Source organism: Psychroflexus torquis ATCC 700755, from assembly GCF_000153485.2.
Lineage (GTDB): Bacteria > Bacteroidota > Bacteroidia > Flavobacteriales > Flavobacteriaceae > Psychroflexus > Psychroflexus torquis.
Genome location: NC_018721.1, coordinates 2,698,258 through 2,714,394, shown reverse-complemented (window position 1 = coordinate 2,714,394; position 16,137 = coordinate 2,698,258). Strand labels below are relative to the sequence as shown.

At 35.7% G+C, this 16,137-nt stretch carries 16 protein-coding genes; 6 read left to right on the top strand and 10 right to left on the bottom strand.

The features are described from left to right. The first annotated feature begins 12 nt into the window (after positions 1-12). From P700755_RS11580 to P700755_RS11560, 4 genes are all read left to right on the top strand, one after another. Positions 13-543 carry a hypothetical protein gene (locus tag P700755_RS11580; protein WP_015024857.1) on the top strand — a complete coding sequence of 177 codons (531 nt, stop codon included), beginning with the start codon at positions 13-15 and terminating at the stop codon, positions 541-543. A gap of 476 nt (positions 544-1,019) precedes the next feature. After that, positions 1,020-2,081: a 3-oxoacyl-ACP synthase III family protein gene (locus P700755_RS11570; RefSeq protein WP_015024855.1), complete on the top strand. Its 1,062-nt coding sequence runs from the start codon at positions 1,020-1,022 to the stop codon at positions 2,079-2,081. Between the two features lie 7 nt (positions 2,082-2,088). Further along, entirely contained in the window at positions 2,089-2,613 is a 525-nt protein-coding gene (locus tag P700755_RS11565) for a class I SAM-dependent methyltransferase (protein WP_015024854.1), read from the top strand. Between the two features lie 3 nt (positions 2,614-2,616). Next, positions 2,617-3,465, top strand: coding sequence for a glycosyltransferase family 2 protein (locus P700755_RS11560; protein ID WP_015024853.1), 849 nt, complete (start codon positions 2,617-2,619; stop codon positions 3,463-3,465). Here P700755_RS11560 and pafA read toward each other — a convergent pair. Continuing rightward, entirely contained in the window at positions 3,457-5,079 is a 1,623-nt protein-coding gene (gene pafA / locus P700755_RS11555) for an alkaline phosphatase PafA (protein ID WP_015024852.1), read from the bottom strand. The two genes, P700755_RS11560 and pafA, sit on opposite strands and share 9 nt — an antisense overlap. A 121-nt stretch (positions 5,080-5,200) precedes the next feature. On the opposite strand from pafA, the gene P700755_RS11550 reads away from it, so the two are divergent. Continuing rightward, positions 5,201-5,944, top strand: a complete 744-nt coding sequence (locus tag P700755_RS11550) for an MlaE family ABC transporter permease (RefSeq protein ID WP_015024851.1) — start codon at positions 5,201-5,203, stop codon at positions 5,942-5,944. Between the two features lies 1 nt (position 5,945). Beyond that, positions 5,946-6,710 carry an ABC transporter ATP-binding protein gene (locus P700755_RS11545; protein WP_015024850.1) on the top strand — a complete coding sequence of 255 codons (765 nt, stop codon included), beginning with the start codon at positions 5,946-5,948 and terminating at the stop codon, positions 6,708-6,710. On the opposite strand, the gene P700755_RS11540 is transcribed toward P700755_RS11545, so the two are convergent. The 9 genes from P700755_RS11540 to porV form a co-directional block, all read right to left on the bottom strand. Further along, positions 6,707-8,158 (bottom strand): DUF389 domain-containing protein, encoded by a 1,452-nt coding sequence (locus tag P700755_RS11540; protein WP_015024849.1) that lies wholly within the window; start codon positions 8,156-8,158, stop codon positions 6,707-6,709. The two genes, P700755_RS11545 and P700755_RS11540, sit on opposite strands and share 4 nt — an antisense overlap. 3 nt (positions 8,159-8,161) lie before the next feature. Next, entirely contained in the window at positions 8,162-9,244 is a 1,083-nt protein-coding gene (locus tag P700755_RS11535) for a mannose-1-phosphate guanylyltransferase (protein ID WP_015024848.1), read from the bottom strand. A 9-nt stretch (positions 9,245-9,253) separates the two neighbouring features. Further along, a complete protein-coding gene (locus tag P700755_RS11530; protein WP_015024847.1) occupies positions 9,254-9,850 on the bottom strand; it encodes a SprT-like domain-containing protein in 597 nt (198 codons plus the stop codon). A 7-nt stretch (positions 9,851-9,857) separates the two neighbouring features. Next, on the bottom strand, positions 9,858-10,541 hold the full coding sequence (locus P700755_RS11525; RefSeq protein WP_015024846.1) for an SDR family NAD(P)-dependent oxidoreductase: 684 nt from the start codon (positions 10,539-10,541) through the stop codon (positions 9,858-9,860). Further along, on the bottom strand, positions 10,541-11,512 hold the full coding sequence (locus P700755_RS11520; RefSeq protein ID WP_015024845.1) for a M20/M25/M40 family metallo-hydrolase: 972 nt from the start codon (positions 11,510-11,512) through the stop codon (positions 10,541-10,543). Before P700755_RS11520 ends, P700755_RS11525 begins: the two co-directional genes overlap by 1 nt. A gap of 79 nt (positions 11,513-11,591) precedes the next feature. Next, a complete protein-coding gene (locus P700755_RS11515; RefSeq protein ID WP_015024844.1) occupies positions 11,592-13,310 on the bottom strand; it encodes a pyruvate dehydrogenase complex dihydrolipoamide acetyltransferase in 1,719 nt (572 codons plus the stop codon). 5 nt (positions 13,311-13,315) lie between these two features. Further along, positions 13,316-14,314, bottom strand: coding sequence for a pyruvate dehydrogenase (acetyl-transferring) E1 component subunit alpha (pdhA, locus tag P700755_RS11510; protein WP_015024843.1), 999 nt, complete (start codon positions 14,312-14,314; stop codon positions 13,316-13,318). 96 nt (positions 14,315-14,410) lie between these two features. Then, positions 14,411-14,893, bottom strand: a complete 483-nt coding sequence (cdd, locus tag P700755_RS11505) for a cytidine deaminase (RefSeq protein WP_015024842.1) — start codon at positions 14,891-14,893, stop codon at positions 14,411-14,413. A 76-nt stretch (positions 14,894-14,969) separates the two neighbouring features. Then, the gene (gene porV / locus P700755_RS11500) at positions 14,970-16,136 is read right to left on the bottom strand and encodes a type IX secretion system outer membrane channel protein PorV (protein WP_041758344.1); all 1,167 of its coding nucleotides are present in this window, start codon (positions 16,134-16,136) and stop codon (positions 14,970-14,972) included. Between the last annotated feature and the right edge of the window lies 1 nt (position 16,137).

The window sequence follows — 16,137 nt, the reverse complement described above, 5'->3', positions numbered from 1 at the left end:
TACCTTTAAACTATGAACTTATCTCATACTGAAAAACTAAGACTCATTGAGTTTACAAAAAATCACTACGTTGACTTTAATGATGTAAGATTACTTATTGCTAGAGATTTGGAGGACCACATTTTACAGCAAATCAAAGAAGAGGAGACTCTTTCTTTTGAAGAGGCGCTTCAAAATGCATATAAAAATTATGGTGTAATTCGATTCTCAGATGTTTCTGATTATTATATAAAGGAAATCAAAACCTACTTTTACAAAAAAGTGATTTTGAAAGTAATTAGAGATAACGTATCAAAACCGAGATTTTGGTTTTTAGCAACCGCATGTTTTTTGATTATCTATTCTGCGATGATCTCACTTGACTCTATGCCCTTTGTCCTTGCTGGTGTGTTCATCATAGTAATTATATTTGGATTGATCTTCTATTTTCGCAAACATCACAAGGAAATTAAAGGATTAAAGAAAAGAGACAACTACTTTTACTTAGATCAACTTCTTGTGTCTACTAATTCTATTTCCATTTATTCCAAATTAAATTTATAACATCGTATAAATAAATTGAATTATTTTTTGATGGATTGAAATTAAAAATAAGTAGCATAGCCTGAGTTACGGTAATTATTTTTAATAAAAAGCAGACGAAAAAGCCTGTGCCGAATTCATTTCGGTAAAACGATTTATTTCGACATTATAGGTTTAAATTGGTATCATCTTCATGCCTTTACTATTGGCTCCTCATCTCGGTAGGCTTAGTGAAACTCAAGATTTATCTATGGTTATTTTAGCATTTTTTACGATGCTTTCATTTATCACCTTTTACTTAATTTACTTCAGACTATATAAGGAGAGATCAGAAATTCTGAATGACTATAAAGAGAACTTTTTAAACAAAAAAATATATATAAAATTTGAAGTTGTCTAAAATCAAATTCAAAATAGACTTGAAAATAGATTAATTTTGTCTATATATTTACAATTAAGTTACATTGAAAGTAACTTGCTATAAAAAGTATTCACAAATGAATAATATTAAAATTGTTGGTGTTGGAAGCTATATCCCAGATATAATCAAAAAGAATGAAGACTTTTTGAAAAGTGAATTTTTCAATCAAGATGAAACTGCTTTTGATGCTCCCCCTGAAGTCATTATCAAAAAATTCAAAGCTATCACTGGCATTGAGGAACGACGATATGTTGGTAGCGAACTTAACATGTCAGACATAGCAACATTTGCCGCTGAAAAAGCTATAAAAGATTCAGGTATAGATCCAGAAACTCTAGATTATATTATCGTTGCCCATAATTTTGGGGATGTAAGTCACGATAAGCAACAAGCAGATACAGTTCCAAGCATTGCTTCCCGCGTCAAAGAAAAGTTACAAATTGAGAATCCAAGCTGTGTAGCCTATGATTTACTCTTTGGTTGCCCCGGTTGGATAGAAGGTTGTATACATTCCTTTGCCTTTATGAAAGCAGGAATGGCTAAGCGGTGCTTGATCATTGGCGCAGAAACCCTTTCGAGAGTGGTTGATCCCAATGATAGGGATAGTATGATATACTCTGATGGTGCTGGTGCTACCGTTTTTGAGAATATAGATTCGTCTGGTGGTATTTTAGCACACAAGTCAGCAACCTATGCTAAGACAGAGGCCAATTATATCTACTTTGATAAATCCTTTTCACCTAAACGCGAAGATGATCGAGCCTACATAAAAATGTACGGTCGAAAAATCTATAATTTCGCATTATCTAAAGTTCCTGAAGCGATGAAGTCGTGTTTAGAAGAAAGTGGCAAATCCATTACTGATTTGAAAAAAATCTTTATCCACCAAGCTAATGAAAAAATGGACGAGGCTATTGTCCATAGATTCTTTAAGCTGTTTGACAAAGAAACGCCTTCAGACATCATGCCGATGAGCATCAATAAACTTGGAAACAGTAGCGTGGCAACCATACCTACTTTATACGACATGTTTTTAAAAGGAAATTTTGAACACGAAAGTTTAAAGCTTGGAGATACCATTATGTTTGCTAGTGTTGGTGCAGGTATGAACATAAATGCTATAGTCTACGAAATCTAGACTGTCCATGTACGAAAAGCATTACCCAGAAAAGCGTTTCAACATTACCATGGAGTTTTTAAAAAGTCATGCTCATTCGCCTTCTACGATTTTAGATCTTGGGGTTGAAAATCCATTTTCAAAACTCATGACTGCGGAAGGGTTTTCTGTTGAAAATACTAAAGGTCAAGATTTAGATGTAGATCGAAATCAACTTTTCTCTTCTTCAGCAAAAATAACGACTGCTTTTGAAATTTTTGAACACCTCTTATCTCCATTAGAAATTCTAAAAAGTGTACAGAGTGAGCATCTATTTGCTAGTGTTCCTCTCAAACTTTGGTTTTCGAAAGCCTATCAAAGTAAAACTGATCCATGGGACAGGCATTATCACGAATTTGAAACTTGGCAATTCAATTGGTTATTAAAAAAAGCGGGCTGGGAAATCATAGAAGCTAAAACCTTTACCCATCCCGTCCGAAAAATTGGCTTTAGACCATTACTTAGACTAATTACTCCTAGATATTACTTGGTATATTGCCAAAGAAAATCTTAAGCCGTGGACATCGTCATTATTATTCCTGCCTATAACGAAGAAGCCCATATTGAAAAATGTTTGACCTCATTGGTGAATCAAATCTATTCGGCAAAACATATTTTGGTGGTCGATGACGGATCTACAGATAAAACACCCGAAATTTTAAGTAGCTTATCTTCTGCCCATGAGAATTTAACCTACACCTCAAGAGAAAAAAGCTATAGCCATGAACCTGGAAGTAAAATTGTAGAGGCTTTTAATTTTGGTCTAGCTGGTTTAGCTAGCTCCTATGATATCCTCTGTAAGTTTGATGCAGATCTTATTTTTCCAAATCATTATTTAGAAACCTTACATAAAGCTTTTGAAGCCAACTCAAAACTCGGTATGTTTGCAGGGTTTTGTAGTATCGAAATTGATGGAGTCTGGCAGATTGAAAAATTAACCAATCCAGATCATATCCGTGGAGCCTTAAAATCTTATCACCAAAGTTGCTTTAGGGATATTGGAGGCTTGACCTCTGCTATGGGCTGGGACACGATTGATGAGATGAAGGCGAGATATTATGGATGGGACGTAGAAACCAAAAATTCACTAATTGTAAAACATCTTAAGCCCACTGGACTTCATTACTCTAAAAGTCTACCAAAAGTTTTTGGAATCTCTCTATTTAGAATGCGATATAGTTTGGCATTAGCCTTTCTAACCTGTTTTAAAATGGCATTAAATAAAAAGAAACTAGATTTTTTCTATAAAGCAATGCTCGCTTATTTAAAATCTAACTACAAAAAAAACTCCTTCTTAATCAATGAAAAAGAAGGAGCCTTTATTAGAAAATATAGATGGCATAAAATTAAGCAGCGCTTATTTTAACACCTCAAAAATAACCTTCCCTGTTGCGCCATTGGGAAGTGCAATTCCTAATAAGGCTGAAATAGTAGGAGCGATATCTGGAATGTGATATCTAGTATAGGTTTTACCTTGTTGAATACCATTTCCAAACATCAATAGCGGTGCCTGAGTATCGTAATTATTTCCACTACCATGTGTCGACCCTTTTCTTGAGTATGATATATACGAGTTCTGAAGAACATAAACCACATCTCCACTTCGCTTCTGGTGAAATCCTCTTAAAATAAGTTCTGCAGGATTCCCACTAAAGTCACTATGCTCCAGCATTTCCCTAGTGTAGACTTTATCGATATTTTGGTAGTGTAGCAAGAAGCGCTTGATTTCATTTTGAGCAGATACAAAATCAGCATAAGTTTTAAACTTAGAGTCATCTAAGAAAATTTGTTGATTCTGTATTTCCTCTATAATATCGACAAGGCCTAAGCTCTCACTTAGATGGGCTTCTAATGCGCTTTGCATCTCCCCTGTTTCGAAATATCCAGCAGGGATTTTGTTGTCTTTAAGAAATTGAGGCACATGAACTGCACCATGATCTGCCGTTAAAAATAAGGTGTAATTTCCTTCGCCTACTTCTTTGTCCAAAAACTTCAGCAACTCAGCGATATTTTGATCTAATCGGATATAGAGGTCTTGGACTTCTTTAGAATTCACTCCAAAATTATGACCTGTATAATCTGGGCTAGAAAAACTTAAAGTGAAAACGTCTGTAAATTCATCTTGACCTAACTTTTCATTTTTAATAGCTTCTTTTGCAAAATCAAGAAGTAAGTCGTTTCCAAATGGTGTTGGTCTTATAACGCCGAAGTCACCGTTGTCTTTCGCTAATTCCTTAAGGTCATATGGAAATGTAGCTTCTTCTTTCCCTTTAAAACCGTTTTCATAATTGTTCTTATCGGGACCACTTTCAATATAAGTGGAGATATCCTTAAGTGTGTTCCATTCTTTAAGGTAACTTTTTGCTGTACCAGACCTATTAAAATCCTTCACCCATTGTGGCAAGTCTTGCATGTAGTAATCACTTGTAATAAAGTCACCACGATCATATCCTGCAAACCAATACGCAGCATTAGCAGTATGACCGGCAGGTAGAATCGCACCTCTATCCTTTAAAGAAACTCCAATTGTCTTCCCTTTAAATTGAGTGTGTAATCGGTTTTGATCTGCAAAACTAGTCGTTAACATGCGTTGTGGAGACATTTTCCCAGCTTTGTTATCTGGCTCGATTCCGACGGCATTCACTGAAGGATCTGAGGCACAATACACGCTAGTTTTCTCAAATTTATCATACCAGTTATTTGCGATAATACCATGATTCATAGGACTTGTACCAGTATATATTGAGGTATGACCAGGTCCTGTATAGGTAGGCACATAATCAAAATGAAAATTTTTCATTTCAAACCCTTCTCTCTGCAGACGTTTAAAACCATCTTCAGAATAGTGGTTTTCAAATTTAGTTAAGTAATCGTAACGCATTTGGTCAACGACTACACCAACAACCAGTTTCGTGTTTTGCTGTGCAAAAAGACTTATGTGGGTCATTAGAACTAATAAAAGGCTAAATACAATTTTCATGATATATTAATTTTTGATGCAAATATAGGAAGTTGTAGAGGTTTTAAGTTTATGCTTTAGTTAAATTGAATCCTCGTGTTTTTATTCTATTTTTATCAAAAATTCAAAAGGCTTAGAGCGAATGCTATCAAATTACATTAAAAGTATTGGTCAATACTTCATCATGATTTACGAAACCTTTAGAAAGATGACCAAAACTTCAGAATTGAAGAGGCTTATTCTACAAGAGTTAGATGACCTTATCATTAGTTCTTTAGGAATAGTAGTCTTTATTTCATTTTTTATAGGAGCAGTTATCGCTATTCAAACAGCTTTAAACTTTTCTAATCCCTTTGTCCCCAAATCATTAATCGGATTTGCAGCGAGACAGTCTATTATCTTAGAATTTGCTCCTACGTTTGTCGCTATTATTATGGCAGGTAAAGTAGGGTCTTATATCACCTCTAGTATTGGTACTATGCGAGTTTCAGAACAAATAGATGCTTTAGAAGTGATGGGGATAAACTCTTTAAATTACCTTGTCTTTCCCAAAATTATTGCCATGTGCATGTTTCCATTTGTCATTGCGATTTCCATGTTTGTTGGAATAATAGGAGCTTACACAGCGAGTGTTTATGGTGGATTTTTAAGTTCAGAACAATTTTTAGCAGGGCTTCAAGAAGACTTCATACCTTTTCAAGTCTTCTATGCCTTTTTAAAATCATTTGTTTTTGCGATTATTTTAGCTACAGTTCCTGCTTTTCATGGTTACTATATGAAAGGAGGCTCACTTGAAGTAGGGCGTGCAGCAACCACCTCTTTTGTATGGACGAGTGTGATTATTATTTTTATGAATTATTTCATCACCCAATTGTTATTAAGTTGATATGATAAAAGTCGAAGATTTACATAAGTCTTTTGAGGATCTAGAAGTTTTAAAAGGCGTCAATACTGTATTTGAAAAAGGTAAAACCAACCTTATCATAGGCCAATCTGGCTCAGGTAAAACAGTTTTCTTAAAGTGCCTACTTGGTTTGTTCATCCCAGATAAAGGAACCATTCTATATAACGGCAAAGCTTATCAGAACTTTTCTAAAAATGAAAAAAGAGAGTTGAGCAAACAAATGGGGATGGTGTTTCAGGGCGGAGCCTTATTTGATTCTATGACTGTTGAAGAAAATGTGGTTTTCCCATTAAAAATGTTTACAGAAATGACCAAAGGCGAGATGAAAAATCGCGTTGAAGAAGTCTTAGATAGGGTGAATCTTATAGATACTAATGATAAGTTTCCCTCAGAAATTAGTGGAGGAATGCAAAAACGAGTTTCCATAGCAAGGGCTATTGTCAACAAACCTAATTTTTTATTTTGTGATGAACCCAACTCGGGTCTTGACCCAAGAACAGCTTCTGTAATTGATAATCTTATTCAAGAAATTACACATGAAAACGATATCACAACAGTGATTAATACTCACGATATGAATTCAGTTTTTGAAATAGGTGAAAACATCGTTTATCTGGAAAACGGCTTAAAAGCATGGGAGGGCAACAAAGACACTATTTACAAGACTGATAATCAGAAATTAACTGACTTTGTTTATGCCTCAAATTTATTTCAAAAAGTAAGAATTTCGCAAAGAGAAGGCCTTTAGTTAATGGAGTGTACTGAAATATTTTCCAAGCTCAATTTATAAGATAACCATTCTTTCAATTTATTGAGTTTCATTTCCTTCTCTTCTAAATCTAATTCAGCATTCCATTTGATGCTGAACGTTGGTATGGTATCCATATTTTCAAAGTTCGACTTGATGACATCAGCAAAACTAACCTCTACTACATTATTGTAATTCAATTGAATCTCTTTCACTAATCTATCGAATTTTACAATTCTGTTACTTTTTTGCATGGTCCTTAGTTCGTAACGCAAATCTTCGATTTCGGCTTTAGACATAGCAAGTTCTAAAGAATCCCTCTTTTTTAATTCAACCATATATTTGAGTTGATCAAAATTTTCGGAATTTTCATTTTGGAGGACTTTAAGCTCGGTATCTTCTAAATACGCATAATTTTTTAGCTTGTCTTTCCATAACATAATGACTTCTTTTGGAATTTCTTTTCCCAAAAACGAAGCTTCTATAGTTGGATCTGTGCCAGAATTATAAGAAATGACTGTTGAATTTTTTTGAAGAAAAGACTGTTTGTAATTTTCTAATTCTTTTTGGACAAAAGTATTCGCATCATTGGTAAAGTAGGATTCTTTCAATAGATTATAAAACAGATATATGCTGGGAATAATAACGATAACTGCAATTGAGGAAGCGATCTGTGCAATTCTTTTTCTCCTTAGTGAATTGGCATATTTCACTAAGGGGAATCTTAAAAATTTTGAAACTAAAAACGTCGTTAAAGCTATAAAAATTGTATTGATAGTAAATAAATACATGGCGCCACCAAAGATACTTAAGTCCCAAACCGCTAAGCCATAACCTGCTGTACAAAGCGGAGGCATCAAAGCAGTAGCAATGGCTACACCAGAAATAACGGTAATTATAGTTCCTCGTTTAGCCTTAGCAATAATTAGAGCTAACCCACCAAAAATAGCTATTAAAACGTCCAAAATTGTAGGATATGTTCTAGCTTCTAGCTCAGGTGTTAATTGTGTTAAAGGAGATAACTGGAAATAGAGAAAGGCCGTTAGTAAACTTAAACCTACCATCACTCCAAGGTTGATGAGTGACCTCCTCAAGGAGTCCACATCATTAATAGCGACAGAAAAACCTAGCCCAACAATAGGCCCCATAAGAGGAGAGATAAGCATAGCTCCAATAACTACAGCAGTACTACTAACATTCAAACCTATTGAGGCAATTATTATAGAGAATATTAAAATCCATGCCGTGTGCCCTTTGAACGGAATATCTTTAAGAATAGCTTCCGTAGTAGCATCCTTATCCGTATCATGCGCTATATCCAAAAGCTCATAAAGAAAATGTTTTATGCTACCAAAGGACTCTTTTAAACTGCTTTTTACCTTTTCTGAAGATTCAGCATTTAAATCATTCTTAGTGTTTTCTGAGGTTTTGTCTTTATTGTCTTCCATAAGTTAACCAAGGTTTTCTCCAAACTTACCCATGACTAAGTTACGTATTGTTTTAATGTCTTGTTCATCCTTTTTAGGCAGTATGACAAGGAGGTCTTCGTTCTCTAAAACTATGTAGTCATTTAAACCTTTTATAATGGCTATTTTACCCTTTGTAGTTCTCAGAATATTATTAGACGATTCTATAAATTCAGATCTCGCGTTAATACTTACATTATCATTCTCATCTTTATCCAGTTGATCGTGTAAGGAGCCCCAAGTCCCTAAATCACTCCAGTCGAAAGTAGCTTCGATGACGCCAACCTGTTTTGCCTTTTCTAAAATTCCATAATCGATAGAAATACTTTCAGAATTAGGATAATTGTCTTTTAAGAAGGCTTCTTCGTCGGTAGTATTTAATTTTCCCCAGCCCTGTTTAAATAAATCAAACATATCGGGAAGATGATTTTGAAACTGATCGATAATAAAAGAAGTCTTCCAGATGAAAATACCTGCATTCCATAAATAATTTCCTTCTTTCAAAAAAGACTGTGCTGAAGCATAATCAGGTTTTTCAGTAAACTTTTCTACAGACTTTATAGTGTCTTTGTTATGCTTATCATATTTAATATAACCATAGCCTGTGTTTGGAAATGTTGGTGTTATACCCAAAGTTACCAAGAGATCTTTATGAAAACAGGCTTCAAAAGCTTTGTTAACGTCTTTAGCAAAGGCCTCCTCATCTTCTATCCAGTGATCGCTAGGAGCAACGATCATACTAGCCTTTGGGTTTTCCTTATTAATTTTAAGCGCAGAAAGAAGAATACAAGGAGCTGTATTCCTCATCGCAGGCTCAGCGATAATTTGTTGACCTGAAACTTCAGGAAGCTGTTCGGTAACTAAACCTACATAGTCGGTGTTGGTAAGAATAAAAATATGATCTTGAGGTACAATCTTATTTAGTCTTAAAAAAGTTTGTTGGAGTAGTGATTTTCCAGTCCCTAACATATCTTGAAACTGCTTGGGATAAGCTGTTCTACTTACTGGCCAAAAGCGTGAGCCTACTCCACCAGCCATAATCACGGCATATTTATCTTTTTCATCCATAAAATTGTACTATTTTAAAAGGTCTACTTCAGCATTGGGTTGAAACACATACACTTTACCGGTATTTACTTCTTGGCATTCGTATCGCTTTTGAATCCTTTTCCCTTTTTTAAACATCCTTCCATTGTGGATTTTAAAAATGCTACCAACAGGTATTTCAAATATATAGTTTTTATCGTTGGATTTATCATAGCGCTTAAGGCTTAAAGAAAGGCTTGCATCTGTATCGCTACTGGCCGTTGGTTTCTTGAAATGCCTCGCTAATTCCGGCAAGATATCGTTGGGGAAAATTTGAGGATGGATAAATGGCAACATCAATTTTTGAAACGTGTCTTTCCACTCTGGTCCATGAGGCTTAATCGAAAATCCATAAGACTTGAAGGCGAGTAAGTGAGCTACTTCGTGAACCGTAGTAATTAAAAATCTATATTTATTGAGATTAGCATTCACCGTTATCTGATGAAATCCATCAGGTTTTAGTCTATAGTCCCCATGTTTAGTTTGCCGTTGACTAACTATTTTTAGTTGAATATTATAGGCCTTAATCATACCTAAAATCGGTTCAACTGAACGCTCTGGCAAATATTTCTGGAGGGTGTCTTTCATTCAAAAATTAGGGTGTTGAACTGGAAACTTGCAGTAATTTCCCATTGTAAAATTGCTGTCCTTTTTCAGAAAAGTCCTTGATATAATTTGCCATTTCTAAAGCAGAATTAGGGGCTTGCAAGCCAGGAAAAGCTTCTTCGAGCATTTCAGTTTGAACTGCACCTAAAGCTAGCACGTTGAAGGATGGCCCATTTTCTTTGTATTCTTCAGCCAATAGCTCTGTTAGCGTAATTACTGCTGCTTTACTAGAGCTATACGCCGCTAAACCTGGGAATTTCATACTCCCCTGTACTCCTCCCATACTACTTATAGTCACCACATGAGTTTTAGAATTCATAAGAGGTAGCAAACGATGAGTCACATCAAAAACTGAAAACACATTGGTTTCATATACCTTCTTGACGTCTTCCATCACGGTGTCTTTAAATTCTTGTTTTAAAAACTGACCCGCATTATTAATAAGAATATCCAAAGTTTGAGTGTGAGATTGAATATATTTTATAGCAGCTTCTACACTCAAAGATTCACTCAAATCACAAGACAAAGCATGAACATTTTCTAAACCAAGCTGTTTAACGGGCTTTTCATTTCTGGATAAAGCAAATACGGTATGACCTTCAGAAGCAAAGAGCTTAACAAGTTCAAAACCTATTCCTCTACTGGTCCCTGTGATGACAATTGTTTTTGACATTAATTTAATTTTACGGTGTTTTCTTCAGAATTTGTCAATTGAAGTACGCCAGGCTTGAGGTCCTCTAAAAGCTTTAGGTAAGCATCCACATCGAGTTCTTCAAATTCATCGTTCACATGATGGTAATACTCATAATTGGTAAAGTCGAATGTGCAAATGGTTTGAGCAGGCACATTAAAGACTTCAAAAAACGGATAATTATCACTGCGTTTGAAAAGACCATATTCAGCAGCTTGAGGAAGAAATCCTAAAAATTGATCTTCAACTTCATAATAACTATTAAAAACCTCAGCTAAATTTGAAGTCTTATATCCAGTAACATAGGCTCTGTACTCCTTGTCCTTCATCTGAACGCCAAGCATTTCAATATTAAAAACAACATAAGGGACGACGTCTTGGGCTTTCATTTTCTCGGCTAAATGCCTAGAGCCTACCAAGCCTTTTTCTTCAGCAGAAAAAAGAGCGAAAATCACATCTCTACCTAAGTCTTGATCCGCTAAGAATTTCGCCAGCTCGAGTACTGCAACTGTACCGGAAGCGTTATCATTTGCTCCGTTTGCAATACTATCCCCTTCAACAGACTCTATGATGCCGATGTGATCGTAATGAGCACCTATCACAAGAGGCTTTAAATTCGCATTGGTTTTTGAAGATTTTAAAACTCCAACGACATTGAAACCGTCGACTTCTTTTAACTTGAAAGAGTCGCGATAAGTTTCAAAATAAGGTTGAACGCCAAAACTAACAAAAGCTTTTTCGATAAAAGAAGCAGCTTCATCAATCTCTTCTGAACCTGTATCTCGTCCATTCAATTCATCTGAAGATAAATAGTCTAGAGCTGTTGATGCTGAATACTTAAATTGAACAGCTTCACTTCCGTTTGAAACTTGTTTTTTTGCTTCTTGCGCTGAAGTCTTACTAGAAGTGGCTAAAAGGAAACCCACGCAAAGTAATAGTAGTATTTTTTTCATAAGGTGAATATAAAAAAACTGCCTTTAAAGACAGCTATATGAGTCTAAAAAGGCAGTAAAAATTTTAATTATTTTAAATCTAAGCGAGCATTGTCACTGGATTTTCTAAATAGATTTTAAGAGTTTGTAAGAATTTTGCTCCCGTGGCTCCATCTACAGTCCTGTGATCACAAGCTAAAGTTAAAATCATGGTGTGTCCTACTACAATTTCACCTTTTTTAACCACTGGCTTCTCTACAATAGTACCTACTGATAAAATCGCAGAATTGGGTTGGTTAATAATGCTCGTAAATTCAGTAATTCCAAACATACCTAAGTTGGAAACTGTAAATGTACTGCCCTCCATTTCGTTAGGCTGTAATTTTTTATTTTTTGCTTTACCGGCAAGGTTTTTTACATTGGAGCCAATTTGAGTTAAACTCTGTTGATCTGCAAATTCCAATACAGGAACAAGTAAACCTTCGTCAACCGCTACAGCTACACCAACGTGAATATGATTTGCTATTTTAGTTACCTCACCATCCCATGATGAATTGACTTGAGGGTGTTTTCTCAATGCCATCGCAGAAGCTTTAATCACAAGATCATTAAAGGAAACTTTAACGTCTGGCATTTCGTTGATATGAGATCTGGAAGCCATGGCATTTTCCATATCCACCTCAATATTGAGGTAATAATGAGGAGCAGAATTTTTAGATTCTAACAATCGTTTAGCGATCGTTTTCCTCATTTGAGAGTTTTTCACATCTTCAAATGACTCTTCCCCAGCAGGAGTATACAGTTCAGCTACTGGTAAGGAAGGTTGTTCTTTTGGTTCTTCTATGGAAACTTTTTCAGTTTTAACTTCAGCTGGTTGCACTGAAGGCTTGAAGTTTTCAACATCTTTCTTCACGATTCTTCCATGATCACCAGATCCACTAACCTTTCTGAGGTCTATCCCTTTATCTTCAGCAATTTTCTTAGCTAAAGGAGAGGCTAGTATTCTTCCTTGTTCATCTGTGTTATCTGCATTTTCATCAACGTCTAACTCCAGTGGTGCTGACGCCTTAGGAACCTCTTTAGTCTCTTCAGAAAATGATTCACTTTCTTTGTCTGAACTAGAGTCAGATTTTGATTTTGAACTTTTTCCTTCGGGTTTAAGAGATTTTAAAACTTTATCAACATCTGTTCCTTCTGGTCCTATAACCGCAAGAACATCATCAACTGGTGCAGATTCACCTTCACCTATACCTATATATAGAAGTTTACCTGTATAGAAAGATTCGAATTCCATCGTCGCTTTATCGGTTTCGATTTCAGCTAAAATTTCGCCTTCTTTTACATCATCTCCTACTGACTTTAGCCAAGTGGAGACTGTTCCTTCTTCCATGGTGTCACTTAGCCTTGGCATAGTAACCACCTCTACTCCATCGGGAACTTCGGCATCGTCTTCATCAGTGTCTTCAATTGCTTCTTCTTTGGAAGTGGATTTTGTAGAATCCACTGCTTCAGTTTTCTCAGCTTTTCCATCAGAGGAATTTTCTTTGCCAGAGTTTTTAATAAGATCGCTTATATCTTCTCCTTCTTCACCAATGATGGCTAGAAGGGTATCTACAGGAGCTCCTTCACCCTCCTCAACTCCAATATGCAGAAGCACACCGTCGTGGAAAGATTCAAACTCCATCGTTGCTTTATCGGTTTCGATTTCAGCTAAAATTTCGCCTTCCTCTACCTTATCTCCTTTTTGTTTTAGCCATTTAGCGACAACACCTTCTTCCATGGTGTCACTAAGTCTTGGCATATTTACTACTTCAGCCATCTAAATTATAATTTATGAGAAATGAAAGGATAATCTTTTTGTTCGTAAACAACATCGTACATCACGTTTTTGTCTGGATAATCAGACTCGTCGGCGAATTTTTCACATTCTTTAACTTTGTCTTTTACCCGCTTATCAATCGTCTTAAGATCATCTTCGGTAGCATATTTTTTATCTAAAAGTGTTTTCTTCACTTTAGAAATAGGATCAATTTTTTGATATTCCTCTACCTCGTCTTTTGTTCTATATTTTTGAGCATCACTCATAGAGTGACCTCTATAACGATACGTTTTTAAATCGAGAAAAGTAGGCCCTTTTCCATCTCTTGCTCTAGTAATCGCTTCATCAAGAGCCTCAGCAACCTTAGTAGGATCCATGCCATCTACAGGCCCAGAGGGTATTTCGTAAGCTAAGCCTAATTTCCAAATGTCTTCGGAGCTAGAGGTTCTTTTTACTGAAGTTCCCATCGCGTAACCGTTGTTTTCAACACAAAATACTACTGGTAAGTTCCAGTTTGCAGCCATATTAAGGGTCTCATGAAGAGAACCCTGTCTAGCGGCACCATCACCTAAAAAACATAAAGTCACTGCATTGGTATTGAAATATTTATCCGCAAAGGCAAGACCCGCTCCCAAAGGGATTTGTCCTCCAACAATACCATGACCACCATAAAAACGATGTTCTTTAGAGAAAATGTGCATAGATCCACCCAAACCTTGAGAGGTACCAGTTGCTTTTCCAAACAATTCTGCCATAACTCGTTTTGGGTCTACACCCATACCAATAGGCTGAACATGATTTCTATATGCCGTAATCATTTTATCTTTCTCCAAATCCATCACATGAAGAGCACCAGCTAGGATAGCTTCTTGTCCATTATATAGATGTAAGAAACCTCTAACCTTTTGTTGAATATAGACTTGAGCTAACTTATCTTCAAATTTTCTCCAAAACAGCATGTCTTCATACCATTTCAAATACGTCTTCTTCGTTATTTTTTTCATTTACAGCCTAATTTTATTTGCTCTTATTTATTGAAAATCAAGATACAAAAGTAATACTTTATGTAAGAATTTAAAATTCTTTGAGGACTATTAACTTTATAGAAACTTATTATTAAAGGCTAAAGGTAAAATGTCTAGTAAAGCATCTACTTTTATGACTTTACCAGCCGTTCCTGTAAAATATATTTCTATGGGTTGCTCTTGCTTTTGCTCATATTCAGCAATAGCCTGTCGACAAGCCCCACATGGAGCTATAGGTTCTAAAACGTCATGCTTTTCTGAAGTTGCTGAAATTGCCATGGCTTTGATAATAGCCTTAGGATAATTTGCTCCAGCTGCGTAAATAGCAGTACGCTCTGCACAAAGCCCAGAAGGAAATGATGCATTTTCTTGGTTGTTACCCGTCACCACTTCTCCAGTATCCAAAATCAATGCGGCACCTACCTTAAATTTTGAGTAAGGAGCATATGCATTATCTCTAGCTTCAAAAGCACTTTTCATAAGATTTTGAATAGACAATGGGAGCTCGTTTATATCATCAAAAATTTGAATAGTTGTTTTTAGTTCTTTTTCTATCATAATTTTTTATATCATTTAGACAAAAAAAGTATCAATTCAATTGATACTTTTAAAACCTTTTTTTTCTTAATTATAATTAATATTCTATATAAGTTCCGTCTCCGATATTAAACGTAAGACCAAATCTTAAGGTTCCTTCCAGTGGATTTTGAACCGTAGAAGTCGAAAACAAATAGGAGGCGTCTATATTGATGGTTGAATATTTAAAACCAGCTCCCATTGTTACAAATTTTCTAAAGCCTTTGTCTCGAGATTCATTAAAATAACCCAATCTTAACGCAAAGCTATTATCAAACCAATACTCTGCGCCTAGGGCCCAAGTAATTTCTCGAAGTTCTTCTGAAATCCCATCAGGTGCATCTCCCCACGATGAGAAAATAGCTCCAAACTCGCTTTGACGATTATAATCTAAAAACGCCTGTTGAGCTTCAGGGGTTAACACACCGTTTTCAATCTCGAATACAGGTGGTGTCGGCACTAATAATTTATTGATCTCTAAATGTATACCAATAGTATTGGAAGCATCTAAAATAAAGTCAAAACCAGCACCCGCTTTAAAGTTAGTTGGCAGGAAGTTTTCATCTCCAGCAGCATCATACTTTATTTTGGGTCCGATATTACTTATAGCTAAACCACCTCTCCAGCGACCATTAAAATCTTTATAAAACTTTTCCTCACTTCTATAAAACATAGAGACGTCTGCTCCAAAACTACTCGCTGCAGAAGCATCTGCGATTCCAGTTGGAATCCTCAAATTGGAGTTGATAAAACGGCCTGTTACCGCCATAGAAAATTGTTCACTTAAACGCAAAGAGTAACTTAGATCTATAGCAAACTCATTTGGAGATTCAATTCTAGGAACTTGATCTGCAGTTTGTCTTAATTCAACTTCACCTAAAGCAAAATAACGAATACTCGCTGCGAAAGCACTTCGCTCATTAATCCTATTAAAATAGGAAAGATTTGCTAGATTTATATCATTTACGAGCTCTCTTAAGTAAGGTGTATAGGACAGGGCTATCCCCGTTTTTGTTTCTGAGAAGGCAAACTTAGCAGCATTCCATTGTTGAGAAAAGGCATCGACTCTGGTGGCCACCCCTTGATCTCCCATACCAGAAGACCTAGCGTCTGCAGCAATAAGAAGGACAGGGACTCCTGTAGTAATGACTCTTCTATTGTCTTGAGCCTGTAAACTGTTGCTTAAGTATAAAACGGCGATTAAAAATAATGGTATTGATTTCATA